Raw genomic sequence first — 15802 nt, 5'->3', positions numbered from 1 at the left:
CGCCGGGCCAGTCCCGGCGTTTTTTTGTGCTGGAACGCAATTAACCGCCGTCATATTTCGGCGTCATGACAGTGCGCTGGCGCCCGTGATCCCTTGCTGGCAGTGGGTTTCGAGAAGATTTAAAGATGTCACGGAATTGTCATATGGGGGGCTTAGAGTTCGTCTTGTCAAAAATTTGTCATTCCCAACCAATGTTCTCTGGAGGACATATGAAGCTGGTCAAGACTGCCGTGGCAGGCATCGTTTCGATGGTGGTAGCAGGCACTGCGTTCGCGGCGGAAATTACCGGTGCAGGCGCTTCTTTCCCGGCGCCCGTGTATTCCAAGTGGGCCGACGCATACCAAAAAGCAACGGGCAACAAGGTCAACTATCAATCCATCGGCTCGTCGGGCGGCATCAAGCAGATCGGCGCCAAGACGGTCGATTTCGGCGCCTCGGACGCGCCGCTGAAGGACGAGGAACTGAACAAGCAGGGCCTGGTCCAGTTCCCGACCGTGATTGGTGGCGTGGTGCCGGTGATCAACCTGCAAGGCATCAAGCCGGGCGACCTGACCATCACCGGCGAGGTGCTGGCCAACATCTACCTGGGCAAGATCAAGAAGTGGGATGACCCCGCGATCAAGGCGCTGAACCCGCAAGCCAAGCTGCCGAACCAGGACATCCTGCCGGTGCGCCGTGCCGATGGTTCGGGCACCACCTTCATCTTCACCAACTACCTGTCCAAGGTCAGCCCCGACTGGAAGAGCTCGGTGGGCGAGGGCACCACGGTCAACTGGCCGGGTGGCGGCACCGGCGGCAAGGGCAATGAAGGCGTGGCCGCTTTCGTGCAGCGCCTGAACGGCGCCATCGGCTACGTTGAGTACGCCTACGCCAAGCAGAACAAGATGACCCACGTGAACATGAAGAACGCATCGGGTGCCGTGGTCAAGCCGGGCGACGATGCCTTCAAGGCCGCCGCCGCCGGTGCCGACTGGAGCAAGAGCTACTACCAGATCCTGACCAACCAGTCGGGCAAGGATGCGTGGCCGATCGCCGGCGCGACCTTCATCCTGGTCCACAAGAACCAGGAAAAGGCTGCGCAGGGCGCGGAAGTGCTGAAGTTCTTCGACTGGGCCTACAAGAGCGGCGCCAACATGGCGGCCGACCTGGACTACGTGCCGCTGCCGGAAAACGTGGTCAACCAGATCCGCTCGACCTGGAAGACCAGCGTCAAGGACGCCTCGGGCAAGGCGCTGTACTGATCTGACGGCATCGTCGGCCCCGCGTGAATGCGGGGCCGGTGTCCGGGCTGCCCGAAACTGGCCCGGACACCGGGCTCCCCGCCCAGGCGGGAGCGGCGATCCACCCTGAATTCCCAACATGGCGACTACCCCTTCCGAGATCCGCAACGTCCAGCCCCCGAGCCGCACCGGCGATATCCTGTTCGGCGGCCTGACGCGCGGCGCCGCCATCGTGACGCTGCTGCTGCTGGGCGGCATCATCGTCTCGCTCGCGATCAGCGCCTGGCCGTCGATCCAGACCTTCGGCGCGCGCTTCCTGTGGACCGCGGAGTGGGATCCCCCCGCCGATGTCTACGGTGCGCTGGTGCCGATCTACGGCACCATCGTGACCTCCCTGATCGCGCTGATCATCGCGGTGCCGGTGAGCTTCGGCATCGCGCTGTTCCTGACCGAGCTGTCGCCGGCGTGGCTGCGCCGCCCGCTCGGCACCGCCATCGAACTGCTGGCCGCGGTGCCGTCGATCGTCTACGGCATGTGGGGCCTGCTCGTGTTCGCGCCGATCTTCGGCGAGTATTTCCAGAAGCCCCTGGCCGCCACGGTCGGCCAGCTGCCGGTGGTCGGCAAGCTGTTCCAGGGCGCGCCGCTGGGCATCGGCCTGCTGTGCGCGGGCGTGATCCTGGCGATCATGATCATCCCGTACATCGCCTCGGTGATGCGCGACGTGTTCGAAGTCACGCCGGTGCTGCTCAAGGAATCCGCCTACGGCGTGGGCTGCACCACCTGGGAAGTGATGTGGAACGTGGTGCTGCCATACACCCGCGCCGGCGTCATCGGCGGCGTCATGCTCGGCCTGGGCCGCGCGCTGGGCGAAACCATGGCCGTGACCTTCGTGATCGGCAATACCAACCTGCTGGACAGCGCCTCGCTGTTCTCGCCGGGCAACAGCATCACCTCGGCGCTCGCCAACGAGTTCGCCGAAGCCGGCGCCGGCCTGCACACCGCCGCGCTGATGGAGCTGGGCCTGATCCTGTTCTTCATTACCTTCGTGGTGCTGGCGCTGTCCAAGCTGCTGCTGCTGCGACTGGCAAAGAATGAGGGTACCAAATGAGCCACGCGAGCCAAGCCGTGTCTACCTCTAGCGTATCGATTCCGGCGGTCCGCCCTGACGCGGATGCCATCCGTGCCCGGCTGCAGGCGCGCCGCCGCCGCACCAACCTGTATGCGCTGACCGCCTCGCTGGTGGCGATGGGCTTCGGCCTGTTCTGGCTGGCGTGGATTTTGTGGACCACCGTCACGCTGGGCGTAGGTGGCCTCTCGCTGAACCTGTTCACGCAGATGACGCCGCCCCCCAACACCGCCGGCGGTGGCCTGGCCAATGCCATCTTCGGCAGCTTCGTGATGGTCGGCATGGCCACGCTGTTCGGCACGCCGCTGGGCATCCTGGCCGGCATCTACCTGGCCGAGTATGGCAAGAGCTCGCCGCTGGCCAGCTTTATCCGCTTTATCAACGACATCCTGCTGTCGGCGCCGTCGATCGTGATCGGCCTCTTTGTCTACGCGCTGGTGGTGACCCGCATGGGCCACTTCTCGGGCTGGGCCGGGATCTGCGCGCTGGCGCTGCTGCAGGTGCCGATCGTGGTGCGCACCACTGAGAACATGCTGAACCTGGTGCCCAACGCGCTGCGCGAGGCCGCCTTCGCCCTGGGCACGCCCAAGTGGAAGATGGTGATGTCGATCACGGTGAAGTCATCGTACGCCGGGATTGTGACCGGGGTATTGCTGGCAGTGGCCCGTATCGCCGGCGAAACCGCGCCGCTGCTGTTCACCGCGCTGTCCAACCAGTTCTGGACCAGCGACCTGAACAAGCCGATGGCCAACCTGCCAGTGACGATCTTCCGCTTCGCCATGAGCCCGTTCACCGAATGGCAGCAGCTGGCCTGGGCGGGTGTGTTCCTGATTACGATCGGCGTGCTGGCCCTGAATATCCTGGCGCGCATCCTGTTCAAGAAATAAGCGGCCGGACCACGCAACCCGTCCTGCCCCAAAGACTGCAAGCGAGAAACGCAATGACATCCACCGTCATCGACATTCCCGATTCGGTACGCGCCAAGATCGACGTGCGCAACCTGAACTTCTACTACGGCCAGTTCCATGCGCTGAAGAACATCAACATGTCGATCCCCGACCGCAAGGTCACGGCCTTTATCGGGCCGTCGGGCTGCGGCAAGTCGACGCTGCTGCGCACCTTCAACAAGATGTATGCGCTGTACCCCGAGCAGCGTGCCGAAGGCGAGATCAACATGGACGGCGACAACCTGCTGACTGCGCGCCAGGACATCGCCCTGCTGCGCGCCAAGGTCGGCATGGTGTTTCAGAAGCCGACGCCGTTCCCGATGTCGATCTACGACAACATCGCCTTCGGCGTACGCCTGTTCGAGAAGCTGTCGCGCTCGGAAATGGATGATCGCGTGGAATGGGCGCTGACCAAGGCGGCGCTGTGGAACGAGGCCAAGGACAAGCTGAACCAGTCGGGCTACGGCCTGTCCGGCGGCCAGCAGCAGCGCCTGTGCATCGCGCGCGGCATCGCCATCCGCCCGGAAGTGCTGCTGCTGGACGAGCCGTGCTCGGCGCTGGACCCGATCTCCACTGGCCGCATCGAAGAACTGATCGCCGAGCTCAAGGACGAGTACACGGTCGTGATCGTTACCCACAACATGCAGCAGGCGGCGCGCTGCTCGGACTACACCGCCTACATGTACCTGGGCGAGCTGATCGAGTTCGGCGAAACCGAGAAGATCTTCATCAAGCCGCACCGCAAGGAAACGGAAGACTACATTACCGGCCGCTTCGGTTGATTCGGCCGATTGTCACCGCAAGGCGTAGCATACAAACAGCGGCCAGGAGAATCCCATGCCAGACAAGCACCTGTCGACCCAGTTCGACGCCGACCTCAACGCGATCAATACCAAGCTGCTGCAGATGGGCGGCCTGGTCGAGTCGCAGATCGAGCTCGCCATGCGCGCGCTGTCCGATTTCGACGGTGAGGTCGCCGACCAGGTCATCGCCCGCGAGCAGCAGCTCAATGCGCTGGAAGTCGAGATCGATGCCGACTGCGGCAACATTATTGCCCGGCGCCAGCCGACCGCGCGCGACCTGCGCCTGGTGATGGCCATCTCCAAGACCATCACCAACCTCGAGCGCGCCGGCGACGAGGCCGAGAAGGTCGCCAAGCGCACCAAGCACATCATGGAAGATGCGTCGGCACACAGCATCAACTACGCCGAGGTCAAGCTCTCGGGCGAGATGGCGATCTCGCTGCTGCGCCAGGCGCTGGACGCCTTTGCCCGCCTGGATACCGTGGCGGCGGCGCGCATCGTCAAGGACGACAAGGCCATCGACGAGGAATTCCGCGGCTTCGTGCGCAAGCTGATCACGTACATGATGGAAGACCCGCGTACGATCTCGGTCGCACTGGACTTCCTGTTCATTGCCAAGGCGATCGAGCGCATCGGCGACCACGCCAAGAACATCGCGGAATTTATCATTTACATTGTCAAGGGGACGGACGTCCGCCATGTCTCGCGCGAGGACATGGAGCGCGAAGCGCTGAGCTGAGCGGCCTAAGAATCCGTTACATCATGAAACGGGTTCTATACGGAGAACGATACACATGCCAAGCAGTATTCTCGTTGTCGAAGACGAACCGGCGATCGCTGAACTGATCGCCGTCAACCTGCAGCACGCGGGGCACTATCCGATCCGGGCCTACAACGCCGAGCAGGCGCTGTCGCTGATGAGCGACGTGCTGCCTGACCTGGTGCTGCTGGACTGGATGCTCCCCGGCAAGTCGGGTGCTAACTTCGCCAAGGAGTTGCGAGCCAACGACCGCACCCGCCAGATCCCCATCATCATGCTGACCGCGCGCGGCGAGGAGCAGGACAAGGTGATGGGGCTGGAAGCCGGCGCGGACGACTACGTTACCAAGCCGTTCTCGCCCAAGGAACTGCTGGCGCGGATCAAGGCCGTGCTGCGCCGCCGCGCGCCGCAGCTCACCGACGACGTGGTCGCGATCAACGGCCTGCGGCTGGACCCGGCCACGCACCGCGTCACCGGGCAGGACGACAGCGGTCCGATCAAGCTGGACCTGGGCCCCACCGAGTTCCGTCTGCTGCACTTCCTGATGACGCATCCGGAGCGTGTGCACAGCCGGTCGCAATTGCTCGACCAGGTCTGGGGCGACCACGTCTTTGTCGAGGAACGCACCGTCGACGTCCATATCAAGCGCCTGCGGGCGGCGCTTACGCCGGGCGGCTACAGCAATATGATCGAAACCGTGCGCGGCAGCGGCTACCGGCTGGCGCGCACCCCCGGCGCCTGACGCTTCCGGCCGGCCGGGCGGCACGCGTCGCCCGGTCCGGCCACCGATCTCCACGCTGCTGGCAGGGCGCGGCGAAATCGTGGCACACTCCGTCGCAACTAAGCGGCCCTTATCACAATCCGGGTCGCAAGCCTGAACCCTGCGCATGAATGTCATCTGGGCCCGTTCCGCGGCCATCCTGATCGGTCTGCTGGTGCTGTCCGCCGGTATCTACCTGGCCTTCGGCCCGGTGCCGGCGCTGGCGCTTGCCTGCGCCGCGCTGTTCTCGCTGCTTTGCTATTACCTGTACCAGATCAACCGCTTGTGGAAGGTGCTGGACGCGCCGGTCTACGGCGAAATCCCGAGCGCGCTCGGCCTGTGGGGCGAGGTCTATTACCGGCTGCACCGGCTGGTCAAGCGCTGGCGCACCCAGGTGCTGCAGGTCGAGCAGCAGCACACGCGCTTTATCCAGGCGATCCAGGCCTCGCCCAACGGCGTGCTGATGCTGGACGACGCCGACCAGATCGAATGGTGCAACGACGTGGCCGAGCAGCACTTCGGCCTGAATGCGCGGCGCGATGTGCGCCAGCGCATCACTCACCTGATCCGCCGGCCCGAGTTCGTCCACTACCTGACGCGGCAGCGCTTTGACGAGCCGCTGGTGATGCGCGACATGGGCGAACACAAGCACAGCGTGATCGCGGTGCAGATCCTGCCGTATGGCGACAACCGCAAGCTGGTCATCACGCAGGACATCACCAAGCTCGAGAACACCGAGGCCATGCGCCGCGATTTCGTCGCCAACGTCTCGCACGAGCTGAAGACGCCGCTGACGGTGCTGACCGGCTTTCTGGAAACCGTGCGCGACCTGCCGGTATCGGAGGAGGATCGCCGGCGCTATATCGACCTGATGCTGGTGCAGTCGGTGCGCATGCAGAGCATCGTCGAGGACCTGCTGGCGCTGGCCAGGCTGGAAAGCGATGAGCAGGCGCCGGGCAACGACATCGTGCCGGTGCAGGCGATGGTGGCGCATCTCAGGCACGACGCCGAGGCGCTGTCGCAAGGGCGGCACCAGGTATCGGCCGAGATCGACACCACCGTGGGCTTGCGCGGCGCGGAAACCGAATTGCTGTCCGCGCTAGGCAACCTGGTGTCCAATGCGGTGCGCTACACGCCGGACGGCGGGCGCATCACGATGCGGCTTGGCTGGGAGGACGGCCATGCAGTGTTCTCGGTGGCCGATACCGGACTGGGTATCGCGCCAGAACATATTCCGCGGCTGACCGAGCGCTTCTACCGTGTCGACCGCAGCCGCTCGCGCGATACCGGCGGCACCGGCCTGGGACTTGCCATCGTCAAGCACGTGCTGTCGCGCCACCATGCCGATTTGCGCGTGACCAGCGAGGTTGGCCGCGGCAGTGTGTTCCGGGTGATCTTCCCGCTCGAGCGCAGCGTGCGGTCGGCGGGCGGCGACGGGACGATAGCCGCGGTACCTCCCACGGGCGTCTCGACATCGCCGCAGGCGCCGGATTCCTCGCGGCGCGCAGCCTGACACACAAAGAAAAATCCCGCCGCAGCGGGGTTTTCCTTTGCATCCGAGCGGCTCCGTTCACGGCGTGCCGCCGAACATTTCCAGCATGTCGTTCTGGCTGACATGCGGATGCTTGGAGCGGGTCTGCCTGCGCATGTAGTTGCCGTCCGGCTGCATGATCCACGCCGACGCATTATCGCGCAGGTGCACCTGCAGGCTTTCCTTGATGACGCGCGCCTTCAGTGCCCTGTCCAAGACCGGGAAGGCGACCTCCACGCGGCGAAACAGGTTGCGATCCATCCAGTCGGCGCTGGACAGGTACAGCACGTCCTCACCGCCGGCGCGGAAATAGTAGACCCGATGGTGCTCCAGGAAGCGCCCGACAATTGAGCGCACCGAGATGTTTTCCGACATGCCCGGCACGCCCGGCATCAGCGCGCACACGCCGCGCACGATCAGGTCGATCTTCACGCCCGCGCGCGAGGCCTTGTAGAGCTCGTCGATGATCGACGGTTCCAGCAGCGCATTCATCTTGGCGATGATCCGCGCCGGCTTGCCCGCGCGCGCGTTGCGGGCCTCGGCGCGGATATGGTCGACCAGGTTGCTCTGCATGGTGAAGGGCGACTGCCACAGGTGGTTCAGCCGGATGGTGCCGGCGGTGCCGGTCAGCAGCTGGAACACGTGGTGCACGTCTTCGCAGATCGCCTCGTTGGCGGTCAGCAGGCCGAAGTCGGTGTAGAGTCGGGCGGTGCGCGGATGGTAATTGCCGGTGCCCAGGTGCGCGTAGCGGCGCAGCTTGACCTGCTTGGCCTTGGGGCCGGTGGGCTCGCGCCGCACGATCAGCAGCATCTTGGCGTGGCACTTGTGGCCGACCACGCCGTAGATTACGTGCGCGCCGGCGGATTCCAGCCGCTCGGCCCAGTTGATATTGGTTTCCTCGTCAAAGCGCGCCAGCAGCTCCACCACCACCGTCACTTCCTTGCCGTTGCGCGCGGCGGTCATCAGCGCTTCCATCACCAGCGACTCGTTGCCGGTGCGGTAGACCGTCTGCTTGATCGCGACCACGTTGGGGTCGGCCGCGGCCAGCTGCAGCAGGTCGAGCACGGAGTTGAAGCTCTCGTACGGGTGGTGCAGCAGCACGTCCTGCTGGCGCATCACATCGAACATCGACGCGCCGGTGGCAAAGGCCTTGACCGGCGCGGGCACGTACGGCGAGTACTTGAGCGCGGGCCGGTCCACCATGTCGGGGATCTGCATCAGGCGCACCAGGTTCACCGGGCCGGACACCCGGTACAGGTCCTGCTCGGCCAGCCCTGATTCCAGCAGCAGGCGGCGCGCCAGCGGGTTGGGGGTGTCGGACGAGATTTCCAGTCGCACGGTGTCGCCGAAATGGCGCGTGGGCAGTTCGCCCTGCAATGCCTCGCGCAGGTCGGTGATTTCGTCTTCCGACACAAACAGGTCGGAATTGCGCGTGACGCGGAACTGGAAGCAGCCGTGCACCTCGATTGCCGGAAACAGCTCGTGCACGAAGCCCTGCATGAAGGAGGACAGCATCACGAAGCCGAACGGGTAGCCCGACAGCTTCTCCGGCATCTTGACCACGCGCGGCAGCGCGCGCGGCGCCTGCACGATGGCGAGGTCGGCCTCGCGCCCGAAGGCGTCCTTGCCGGACAGTTCCACCACGAAGTTCAGGCTCTTGTTGAGCACGCGCGGAAAAGGGTGGGCCGGGTCCAGTGCGATCGGGGTCAGCACCGGCGCCAGCTCGCGCGTGAAGAACTCGCGCGCCCATTCGCGCTGGGCGTCGGTCCAGGTGGTGGTCAGGTGGAAAAAGACCCCTTCTTTTTCAAGAAGTGGAAAGATGGTGTTCTGCAGCATGTCATACTGCGAAGCAACAAGCCGTTGCGTGCGCTCGGTGACAAGCCGGTAGGTCTGCTGGAAAGAAAGGCCGTCCGGCGTCAGGCCCGACGCGTTGTCGCGCATCTGTTCTTTCAGGCCTGCCATGCGGATTTCAAAAAATTCGTCCAGATTGCTGGACACGATGCAGATGAATTTCAGCCGCTCCAGCAGTGGGATCTTCGGGTCCGCCGCTTGCGCCAGGACGCGAGCGTTGAATTCCAGGATGCCCAGTTCGCGATTGAGCAGCGTACTGGGCGGAGTCGTCGACATGAGCATGGGCTTTCTTTGGTAATGTGGCGACTTTTCCATAGCAACGTGTCATTTTCATGACAGTTTGATTTTGTCATGATGTGGACATGACAACGACATATTTTTCCCGGGCGCGAGCGCCGGCCGGAGGCACTACCATGCACCCGCCGCCATCGCATGAACGCGCAACGCCAACGCGAACCAGCCCTCCAATCACACGATGAACAATTCCCCACGCCTGCTGGCCGCCGTCGACATGGGCTCGAACAGCTTCCGCCTGATGATCGGGCGGGTGGACGAAACCCCTACCGCCAGCGGCCCGGCCAGCCAGATCTTCCAGGTCGACGCGCTGCGCGAGCCGGTGCGCCTGGCCGCCGGCCTGACGCCCGACAAATACCTGGACCAGCCCGCGCGCCGCCGCGGCATCGACGCGCTGCGACGCTTCGGCGACCGGCTGCGCGACTTCGCGCCCAACCAGGTGCGCGCCGTGGCCACCAACACCCTGCGCGTGGCCAAGAATGCGTCGGAATTCCTGATCGAGGCCGAAAGCGCCCTCGGCTTCCCGATCGAAGTTATCGCAGGGCGCGAAGAGGCGCGGCTGATCTACCTCGGCGCCTCGCATGATGCGCCGGCGTGCCAGGGCAACCGGTTGGTGGTCGATATCGGCGGCGGCTCGACCGAGTTCATCATCGGCAGTGGCTATCAGTCCAAGCTGATGGAGAGCCTGTATATCGGCTGTGTCTCGCACAGCCGCCAGTTCTTCCCCAGCGGCAATGTCGATGACTACGCGATGAAGCAGGCCGAACTGGCCGCGCGCCGCGAGATCCAGGTGCTGGTGCGCCAGTACCGCGCCGCCGGCTGGGAGCAGGCGGTGGGCTCGTCAGGCACCGCGCGCGCGCTGGCCGAGTTGATCGAGCTCAACGGCATGAATGACAACCCGTCTGAGCACGGCATCACGCGCGAGGGGCTGGAGCGGCTCAAGCGCGCGCTGATCAAGGCTGAAAACACTAACCGCGTCAAGCTGACCGGTCTCAAGCCGGACCGCATCCCGGTGCTGCCCGGCGGCCTGTCGATCATGCTCGGCGTGTTTGCCGAACTCGATATCGACCGCATGGACGTCACCGACGGCGCGCTGCGCCTTGGCGTGCTGTACGACCTGCTCGGGCGCAGCCACCACGAGGACATGCGCACGGTCACGGTCGACCAGTTCATGCGGCGCTATGGCGTGGACCGGGCCCAGTCCGCACGGGTGCGCGGCACCGCGCAGGCGCTGCTGGCACAGTTCCCGGAACCTGCCAACGAACGGCGCGAGGACAACCTGCTGCTGCTGGGCTGGGCCGCCAGCCTGCATGAGATCGGCATGTCGATCTCGCACAGCGGCTACCACAAGCATTCGGCTTATATCGCCACGCACGCGGACATGCCGGGGTTTTCCAAGACCGACCAGGCGCGGCTGGCGACGCTGCTGCTGGGCCATGCGGGCAAGCTCGGCAAGCTCTCGGGCAGCGGCAAGTTCGTCGACTGGCGCATGCTGTTCAGCCTGCGGCTGGCCTTCGTGCTGTGCCGCCGCCGCTCGGACGTGGCCTTGCCCGATATCCGCGTCAGCCAGCTGGCCGAAGCACTGGACGAGGGCTTCACGGTGAAGCTGCCGAAGACGTGGATCGAGGCCAATCCGCTGATCGAATACAGCCTCGCGCAGGAGGCCGACGAATGGCAGCGGATCGGCAAGCGCTACAAGGTTGTCTACGACTGAGACGACTGAGCGCGGGGAAAGCGGCCGCCGGGGAGGCGGCCGAAGGGAAGCCGCCGCTCAGGCGGCGTTGTTCAGGCCCAGGAAGTGGCGGGCGTAGCGCGGGTTCATGTCGTTCACGCGCAGCAGCGTCAGGAAGTCCGCCACGTTGAAGTCCGGGTCCCAGGCCGGCTGGCCGCAGATCTTGGCGCCCAGGCGCAGGTAGCCCTTGATCAGTGCGGGCGGCTCCACCTCCAGCTGCTGGTTCAGGTCCTCGACCGGCAGCGGCAGGCGCGGGAAAGCGTGGTACTCGATTGGCGCCAGCGAGCGCTCGGTGAACAGGCGGTGCAGGCTGGCCGCGTAGTGGCCGCCGTCGCTCATGGGCACGCTGGCGCAGCCCAGCATCGACTCGATGCCCCAGCGCTGCAGGTACTCGCCCAGGCCGCCCCACAGGGCCATGATCACGCTGCCCGAACGGTAGTCGCGGTGCACGCACGAGCGGCCCAGTTCCAGCATCTTGGGGCGCAGGTGCGCCAGGCGCACCAGGTCGAATTCCGATTCCGCGTACAGGCAGCCCATCCGCTTGGCCTGGTGCGGCGGCAGCACGCGGTAGGTGCCGACCACGCGCAGCGTGGCCAGGTCGCGCACGATCAGGTGGTCGCAGTAGGCATCGAACATGTCGATGTCCAGTTCGGGCACCGAGGATGTCAGGCGCGCGCCCATCTCCTCGGCAAACACCTTGTAGCGCAGGCGCTGCGCCTCGACTACTTCGTCCTGGTGGCGCGCCCACGCCACGCTGAGAGCAGGCGACTCATTTGCCGTATCCGATTGACGAGGAAGACGCCTCCGCGCCGTCTGGCCGCCGAGGCCATTGGGCAGAGAGTCGAAGAGCGGCTGGGTAGGCGTCGGGAGGTCTCGCATCAGTATGTCCTTTTGGTGACGAAACTGTTGCGATGCAATGTAGTCAGGCCCGGTGACAGTGCCGTGACCCGCCGATGACGCTTCCGTGACGGTGCGCGCCGCGGCGGGAGACTGGGGATCTTCGTGTGATGGGTCCGCCAGCGCGGTGAGGGCCTCGTGGCGGGGCTGGCGGTGGGGCGGGCGGTTCATGGGGAATCCGTGACACCTGCGGTCGGCGCCCATGCACGGGGCAGGGCGAGCCCGGCACCGCGCAGGCGACACCGTAGCGACTCTAGGGACGGGAGATTCCGCAGGCCATCAGCAATTTCTGATTTTGTGGGATAGCGATGGGGAGTGAGGTGACGCGGCCGAGCCGCGTGGAATGGGCGTGGCCGGCATTCGGCGCGCTTGAGGCGCTGTCGCCCGGCGTCAGGAACGCCTGAGCAAGTCCTCAGAGAAATTCGGGATTCACCACCGCGCGCAGCACGGTCTGCGCTTCGCTTTCGCGGGTGCGGCCGGTGAGCCACCACACGCCGCTCTTGCGCACGCTCCACTCCATTTCGGTGCCGGCCAGCAGCAGGCTGGCCACGCGGCCGATCCAGGGCTGGTGCCCGACCACCACCACATGCTCGGGCCGCTCGGGCCATTCCACGGCGGCCAGTACCGCGCTGACATCGGCGCCGGGCGAGAGCGCCTCGACGATCTCCGGCTCGCCGGTCAGCGCGGCCGCCGTCTCACGCGCGCGCACCGCGGGGCTGCACAGCACGCGGGTATCGGCGGGCAGATGCGCGCGCAGCCATTTGGCCGAGGCTTCTGCCTGCCTGCGGCCGCGGCGGGTGAGCGGACGCTGCAGGTCGGCATGGCGGCTCAGGCTGAGCGCGTCGGGGAGGGCTTCGGCTTCGGCGTGGCGCCACAGGATCAGGTTCATGTCGGGCTGGGCAGGGGTGCGTGCTTCGAGTATGGTGACGCGGCCCGACCGGCGCAAGCGACAGGCTTTTCCGCAGGGCCATCGGCGCTGGCGCCAACGACGGCACGTAAACGAAAACAGGCTGCCGGTGGGCAGCCCGAAAGTGTGTCCGCGCGCGGTGTCAGCGGTGTGACAGCGCGTGGGCGTGCAAGCGCAGCAGGCCCGGCGGCGCCTTCAGCGCCGCCGCGGCCGTGCAAAAACTCAGGACTTGTGGCGGAAGTTGATGCGTCCCTTGGTCAGGTCGTAGGGCGACATTTCAAGGGTGACACGGTCGCCGGCCAGGATGCGAATGCGGTGCTTCTGCATCTTGCCCGAAGCGTATGCCCAGATTTCCACGCCGTTTTCCAGCGTGACCCGATAGCGGTTGTCAGGCAGGGCTTCCGACACCACGCCGCCAAATTCAATGAGTTCTTCCTTAGCCAATCTGTCTTCCTTTTCGGCAGCCAGCAAAGGCTGCATGATTGCGTTATCAAAAATTCCTGTCGGCTCGGCCGCCACATTGGCGCGACACGGAGCCGGGGCACATATCGCCGCTGGCGGCGAAGCGTGCCTCTGGGGTGGTTCGGAGCAAGCTCACGCGGCTTGCGGCGCGCGCGGCCTGTGCTCGGTCCTGTCAGCGGTATCGCATGGCTGGCGCGGATTGCGTGCGCCGGCCTTGCCGGTGACGGCCGGGGCGGCCGTGCGCTACGCAGGATGGGCGGGCAGGTGTACCCGGTGGTTCGCCAGTTTGTATGTCGTCGCGGATGGGCCCGCGCCGGCGGCTGCTGTGCGCTCGCGAAAGCGCGCTGGTGAGAACGCCCGGTTACAGGGGATGCACGGACACCCCGGGGGCTACTACGCGAGTATACCACGTACGCAGTTGCAGCATTGCCGGCGCAGGTCCGCAGCGCAGGTTCGGGCAACGCAACATAAGTGGGCTGGGGTGGTGATGTACGGCGCACCTGAGGGCGACGTGGCCGCTTGGTATTTGCGTCGTATGAGCTAGAACTAACTCGTACGGCCTGCCGGGCCGCATCTCGCAAGGAGACTGCCATGGAACTCCATCTGGAATCGCACCGCTATGTCCGCTGCAAGCCGGACTGGCGGGCCGCCGTGATGGCGGGCCTGATCGCCGGCGCGGCATACATGGTGCTTGAGCTGCTGACTGCGCGCTTCCTGCTGTATCAGGGCGCCTGGGGGACGGTGAAGATGGTGGCAGCCATCATCCTCGGGCGAGAAGCTCTGTCGGCCGATGCCTTCAACTGGACCATCGTGCTGTCCGCGGGTACCGTTCACTTCGCACTGTCGATTATCCTGGCCGCGGCGCTGGCCTTGATCCTTTCGTCGTTCCGACTGGATTCAAGCATGGCCCTGGCCTCGGTGGTCGGCATAGTGTTCGGCGTAGTGGTGTACCTGATCAACTTCTATGTGTTCGGGCGCTATTTCAACTGGTTCGACGAGGCCCGTGGCTGGGAGAGCCTGTTCGCCCATGCGCTGTTCGGGCTGGTGGCGGCGGATGTGTATTGCAACCTCGAGCGACGGCGCAACGACATGCCGGACCGGCAGCCGGCCTGAGCGGCACGGCGGATAGGAGGCACCAGCCGGCATCCATCCGGCTGGCGCCTTCGGCTAGCCCATCTGGTTGATATGACGTTTGGCGCGCCCGCACTAACCTAGAGGCAAACGATCAGAGCGGCCGCTGCCAACAAGCCTTGCGGACGGCCACACCGGAGTACCCATGCGGGTGGCAATCGTCAGTACGGAAACCACGGGGCTCACGCCAGCGGACGAGCCCGTCAGCATCGGCCTGCTACTTGTCGAAGTAGCGCCGCGTGCGGGCAGCCTCGTGCGGGAGATTACCGACTACTACGGTTCGCAGGAGCCCACCGTGGCGATCAGCGAGGCCGCCACCTGCGTGCACGGCCTGACTACCGAGATGCTGCGCGGCCAGCGTTTCGACGTCGAAGCCATCCGCGCCATCGTCGACGACGCTGATGTGCTGGTGGCGCATGGGGCCGAATTCAACGCCCGCATGCTCGAAAAAGTGCTGCCCGACATACAGCGCAAGCGCTGGCGCTGCTCGGTCCGGCAGGTGCGCTGGTCCCAGTACTTCCATGCCCCCAACCACAAGCTCGATACACTGTGCGAGCACCTGCGCATCTTCAGGCCCCGCCCGCAAATCGCGCTGGACGATTGCCTGGCGCTGTCCAAATTGCTGTTCCAGCATATGGGTGCTGTCAGCCAGTCGACCCCGATGGGTTTCCTGCTGGCCCAGCCGGATTTCGTGTCGCGTGCCGCGAAGCACGCGTCGGCCGCCGGCGCTGAGCAGCCACCCCCACCTCCGGCGCCCGCGCAGGCAGGTGTCCCACCGCCGTGGGTGCCCAAAGGCGAAGCCCGCAACGATGGTCCGATGCGGGGACTCGTGCTGGTCGCGATAGTGCTGATACTGACTGCGGCGGCGCTGATCTGGCCCGAGTTGTTGCCGCGGTGGTGAGAATGCGGCTGCACCCAAAATAAGCGTTCCAAAGAAAAACGGCCCGGACATTGCTGTCCAGGCCGTCATTCTCAAAGCTTAAAACTGGTCGGGGCGACATGATTCGAACATGCGACCCTCTGATCCCAAATCAGATGCGCTACCAGGCTGCGCTACGCCCCGAAGCTGACGATTGTAGCCCGCTCCCGGGAGCGCGGTCAATCAGATGTGGTGATGCGCACCGCACCGCGGTGTTGCGTGGCAAGCGTTCTCCCCCTTCTGGCGGGGGCGCTTTGGCTTGACTTGGGTTTGCGCGCTGCGATAATCCGTGCACCGCTCCAGTCCGACCGGCGTGCTATTGGGAACGCCCGGTTTGCGTTTTCCTTCCGGACTGACCTGATCACCACAACAAGAACAGCGCTCCCGCCCCCCGGAGAGCGCATCGGCGCGTCTGCGCCTGCCGGGCGGCAGCCGCCGGAACGGCCTGATCCAGGATGCGGG

14 protein-coding genes and 1 tRNA gene are annotated in these 15802 nt (G+C 65.3%); 10 read left to right on the top strand and 5 right to left on the bottom strand.

The genetic code is table 11. The features are described 5' to 3' along the window. The first annotated feature begins 209 nt into the window (after positions 1–209). The 7 genes from pstS (at position 210) to phoR (ending at position 7129) form a co-directional block, all read left to right on the top strand. Positions 210–1241 carry a phosphate ABC transporter substrate-binding protein PstS gene (gene pstS / locus ABNX08_RS14605; protein ID WP_022535818.1) on the top strand — a complete coding sequence of 344 codons (1032 nt, stop codon included), beginning with the start codon at positions 210–212 and terminating at the stop codon, positions 1239–1241. A gap of 118 nt (positions 1242–1359) precedes the next feature. Next, entirely contained in the window at positions 1360–2328 is a 969-nt protein-coding gene (pstC, locus tag ABNX08_RS14600; protein ID WP_022535817.1) for a phosphate ABC transporter permease PstC, read from the top strand. Then, positions 2325–3233, top strand: coding sequence for a phosphate ABC transporter permease PstA (pstA, locus tag ABNX08_RS14595; protein ID WP_022535816.1), 909 nt, complete (start codon positions 2325–2327; stop codon positions 3231–3233). Before pstC ends, pstA begins: the two co-directional genes overlap by 4 nt. 53 nt (positions 3234–3286) lie before the next feature. Next, entirely contained in the window at positions 3287–4075 is a 789-nt protein-coding gene (pstB, locus tag ABNX08_RS14590) for a phosphate ABC transporter ATP-binding protein PstB (RefSeq protein ID WP_022535815.1), read from the top strand. 55 nt (positions 4076–4130) lie between these two features. Continuing rightward, entirely contained in the window at positions 4131–4835 is a 705-nt protein-coding gene (gene phoU / locus ABNX08_RS14585) for a phosphate signaling complex protein PhoU (RefSeq protein WP_022535814.1), read from the top strand. 55 nt (positions 4836–4890) lie between these two features. Beyond that, positions 4891–5598, top strand: coding sequence for a phosphate regulon transcriptional regulator PhoB (gene phoB, locus ABNX08_RS14580; RefSeq protein ID WP_022535813.1), 708 nt, complete (start codon positions 4891–4893; stop codon positions 5596–5598). Positions 5599–5743: 145 nt separating this feature from the next. Beyond that, positions 5744–7129: a phosphate regulon sensor histidine kinase PhoR gene (phoR, locus tag ABNX08_RS14575; protein ID WP_022535812.1), complete on the top strand. Its 1386-nt coding sequence runs from the start codon at positions 5744–5746 to the stop codon at positions 7127–7129. A 57-nt stretch (positions 7130–7186) separates the two neighbouring features. On the opposite strand, the gene ppk1 is transcribed toward phoR, so the two are convergent. Next, positions 7187–9274, bottom strand: a complete 2088-nt coding sequence (gene ppk1 / locus ABNX08_RS14570) for a polyphosphate kinase 1 (RefSeq protein WP_041681527.1) — start codon at positions 9272–9274, stop codon at positions 7187–7189. 199 nt (positions 9275–9473) lie between these two features. On the opposite strand from ppk1, the gene ppx reads away from it, so the two are divergent. Continuing rightward, positions 9474–11006 carry an exopolyphosphatase gene (ppx, locus tag ABNX08_RS14565; protein WP_022535810.1) on the top strand — a complete coding sequence of 511 codons (1533 nt, stop codon included), beginning with the start codon at positions 9474–9476 and terminating at the stop codon, positions 11004–11006. A 57-nt stretch (positions 11007–11063) separates the two neighbouring features. Here the strand turns inward: ppx and ABNX08_RS14560 are convergent, their stop codons facing one another. From ABNX08_RS14560 to infA, 3 genes are all read right to left on the bottom strand, one after another. After that, positions 11064–11903: a GNAT family N-acetyltransferase gene (locus ABNX08_RS14560; protein ID WP_041681098.1), complete on the bottom strand. Its 840-nt coding sequence runs from the start codon at positions 11901–11903 to the stop codon at positions 11064–11066. A 430-nt stretch (positions 11904–12333) separates the two neighbouring features. Beyond that, on the bottom strand, positions 12334–12810 hold the full coding sequence (locus ABNX08_RS14555; RefSeq protein WP_022535808.1) for a histidine phosphatase family protein: 477 nt from the start codon (positions 12808–12810) through the stop codon (positions 12334–12336). Between the two features lie 240 nt (positions 12811–13050). Further along, entirely contained in the window at positions 13051–13272 is a 222-nt protein-coding gene (gene infA / locus ABNX08_RS14550) for a translation initiation factor IF-1 (RefSeq protein ID WP_008641674.1), read from the bottom strand. A 609-nt stretch (positions 13273–13881) separates the two neighbouring features. Here infA and ABNX08_RS14545 point away from each other — a divergent pair. Continuing rightward, the gene (locus tag ABNX08_RS14545) at positions 13882–14403 is read left to right on the top strand and encodes a hypothetical protein (RefSeq protein ID WP_022535807.1); all 522 of its coding nucleotides are present in this window, start codon (positions 13882–13884) and stop codon (positions 14401–14403) included. A gap of 163 nt (positions 14404–14566) precedes the next feature. Then, positions 14567–15322: an exonuclease domain-containing protein gene (locus ABNX08_RS14540; protein ID WP_022535806.1), complete on the top strand. Its 756-nt coding sequence runs from the start codon at positions 14567–14569 to the stop codon at positions 15320–15322. An 85-nt stretch (positions 15323–15407) separates the two neighbouring features. Here the strand turns inward: ABNX08_RS14540 and ABNX08_RS14535 are convergent. Then, a tRNA-Pro gene (locus ABNX08_RS14535) sits at positions 15408–15484 on the bottom strand. Between the last annotated feature and the right edge of the window lie 318 nt (positions 15485–15802).

It is taken from the genome of Cupriavidus sp. DF5525 (genome assembly GCF_040149425.2).
GTDB classification, from domain to species: Bacteria; Pseudomonadota; Gammaproteobacteria; order Burkholderiales; family Burkholderiaceae; genus Cupriavidus; species Cupriavidus pickettii_A.
Note: the sequence above shows the minus strand (reverse complement) of the source record. Positions and strands in the feature narration are given on the sequence as shown.

Coding starts and splice junctions, on each gene's coding strand:
- pstS (WP_022535818.1), top strand. CDS start 210: ATGAAGCTGGTCAAGACTGCCGTGGCAGGCATCGTTTCGATGGTGGTA.
- pstC (WP_022535817.1), top strand. CDS start 1,360: ATGGCGACTACCCCTTCCGAGATCCGCAACGTCCAGCCCCCGAGCCGC.
- pstA (WP_022535816.1), top strand. CDS start 2,325: ATGAGCCACGCGAGCCAAGCCGTGTCTACCTCTAGCGTATCGATTCCG.
- pstB (WP_022535815.1), top strand. CDS start 3,287: ATGACATCCACCGTCATCGACATTCCCGATTCGGTACGCGCCAAGATC.
- phoU (WP_022535814.1), top strand. CDS start 4,131: ATGCCAGACAAGCACCTGTCGACCCAGTTCGACGCCGACCTCAACGCG.
- phoB (WP_022535813.1), top strand. CDS start 4,891: ATGCCAAGCAGTATTCTCGTTGTCGAAGACGAACCGGCGATCGCTGAA.
- phoR (WP_022535812.1), top strand. CDS start 5,744: ATGAATGTCATCTGGGCCCGTTCCGCGGCCATCCTGATCGGTCTGCTG.
- ppk1 (WP_041681527.1), bottom strand. CDS start 9,274: ATGTCGACGACTCCGCCCAGTACGCTGCTCAATCGCGAACTGGGCATC.
- ppx (WP_022535810.1), top strand. CDS start 9,474: ATGAACAATTCCCCACGCCTGCTGGCCGCCGTCGACATGGGCTCGAAC.
- ABNX08_RS14560 (WP_041681098.1), bottom strand. CDS start 11,903: ATGCGAGACCTCCCGACGCCTACCCAGCCGCTCTTCGACTCTCTGCCC.
- ABNX08_RS14555 (WP_022535808.1), bottom strand. CDS start 12,810: ATGAACCTGATCCTGTGGCGCCACGCCGAAGCCGAAGCCCTCCCCGAC.
- ABNX08_RS14545 (WP_022535807.1), top strand. CDS start 13,882: ATGGAACTCCATCTGGAATCGCACCGCTATGTCCGCTGCAAGCCGGAC.
- ABNX08_RS14540 (WP_022535806.1), top strand. CDS start 14,567: ATGCGGGTGGCAATCGTCAGTACGGAAACCACGGGGCTCACGCCAGCG.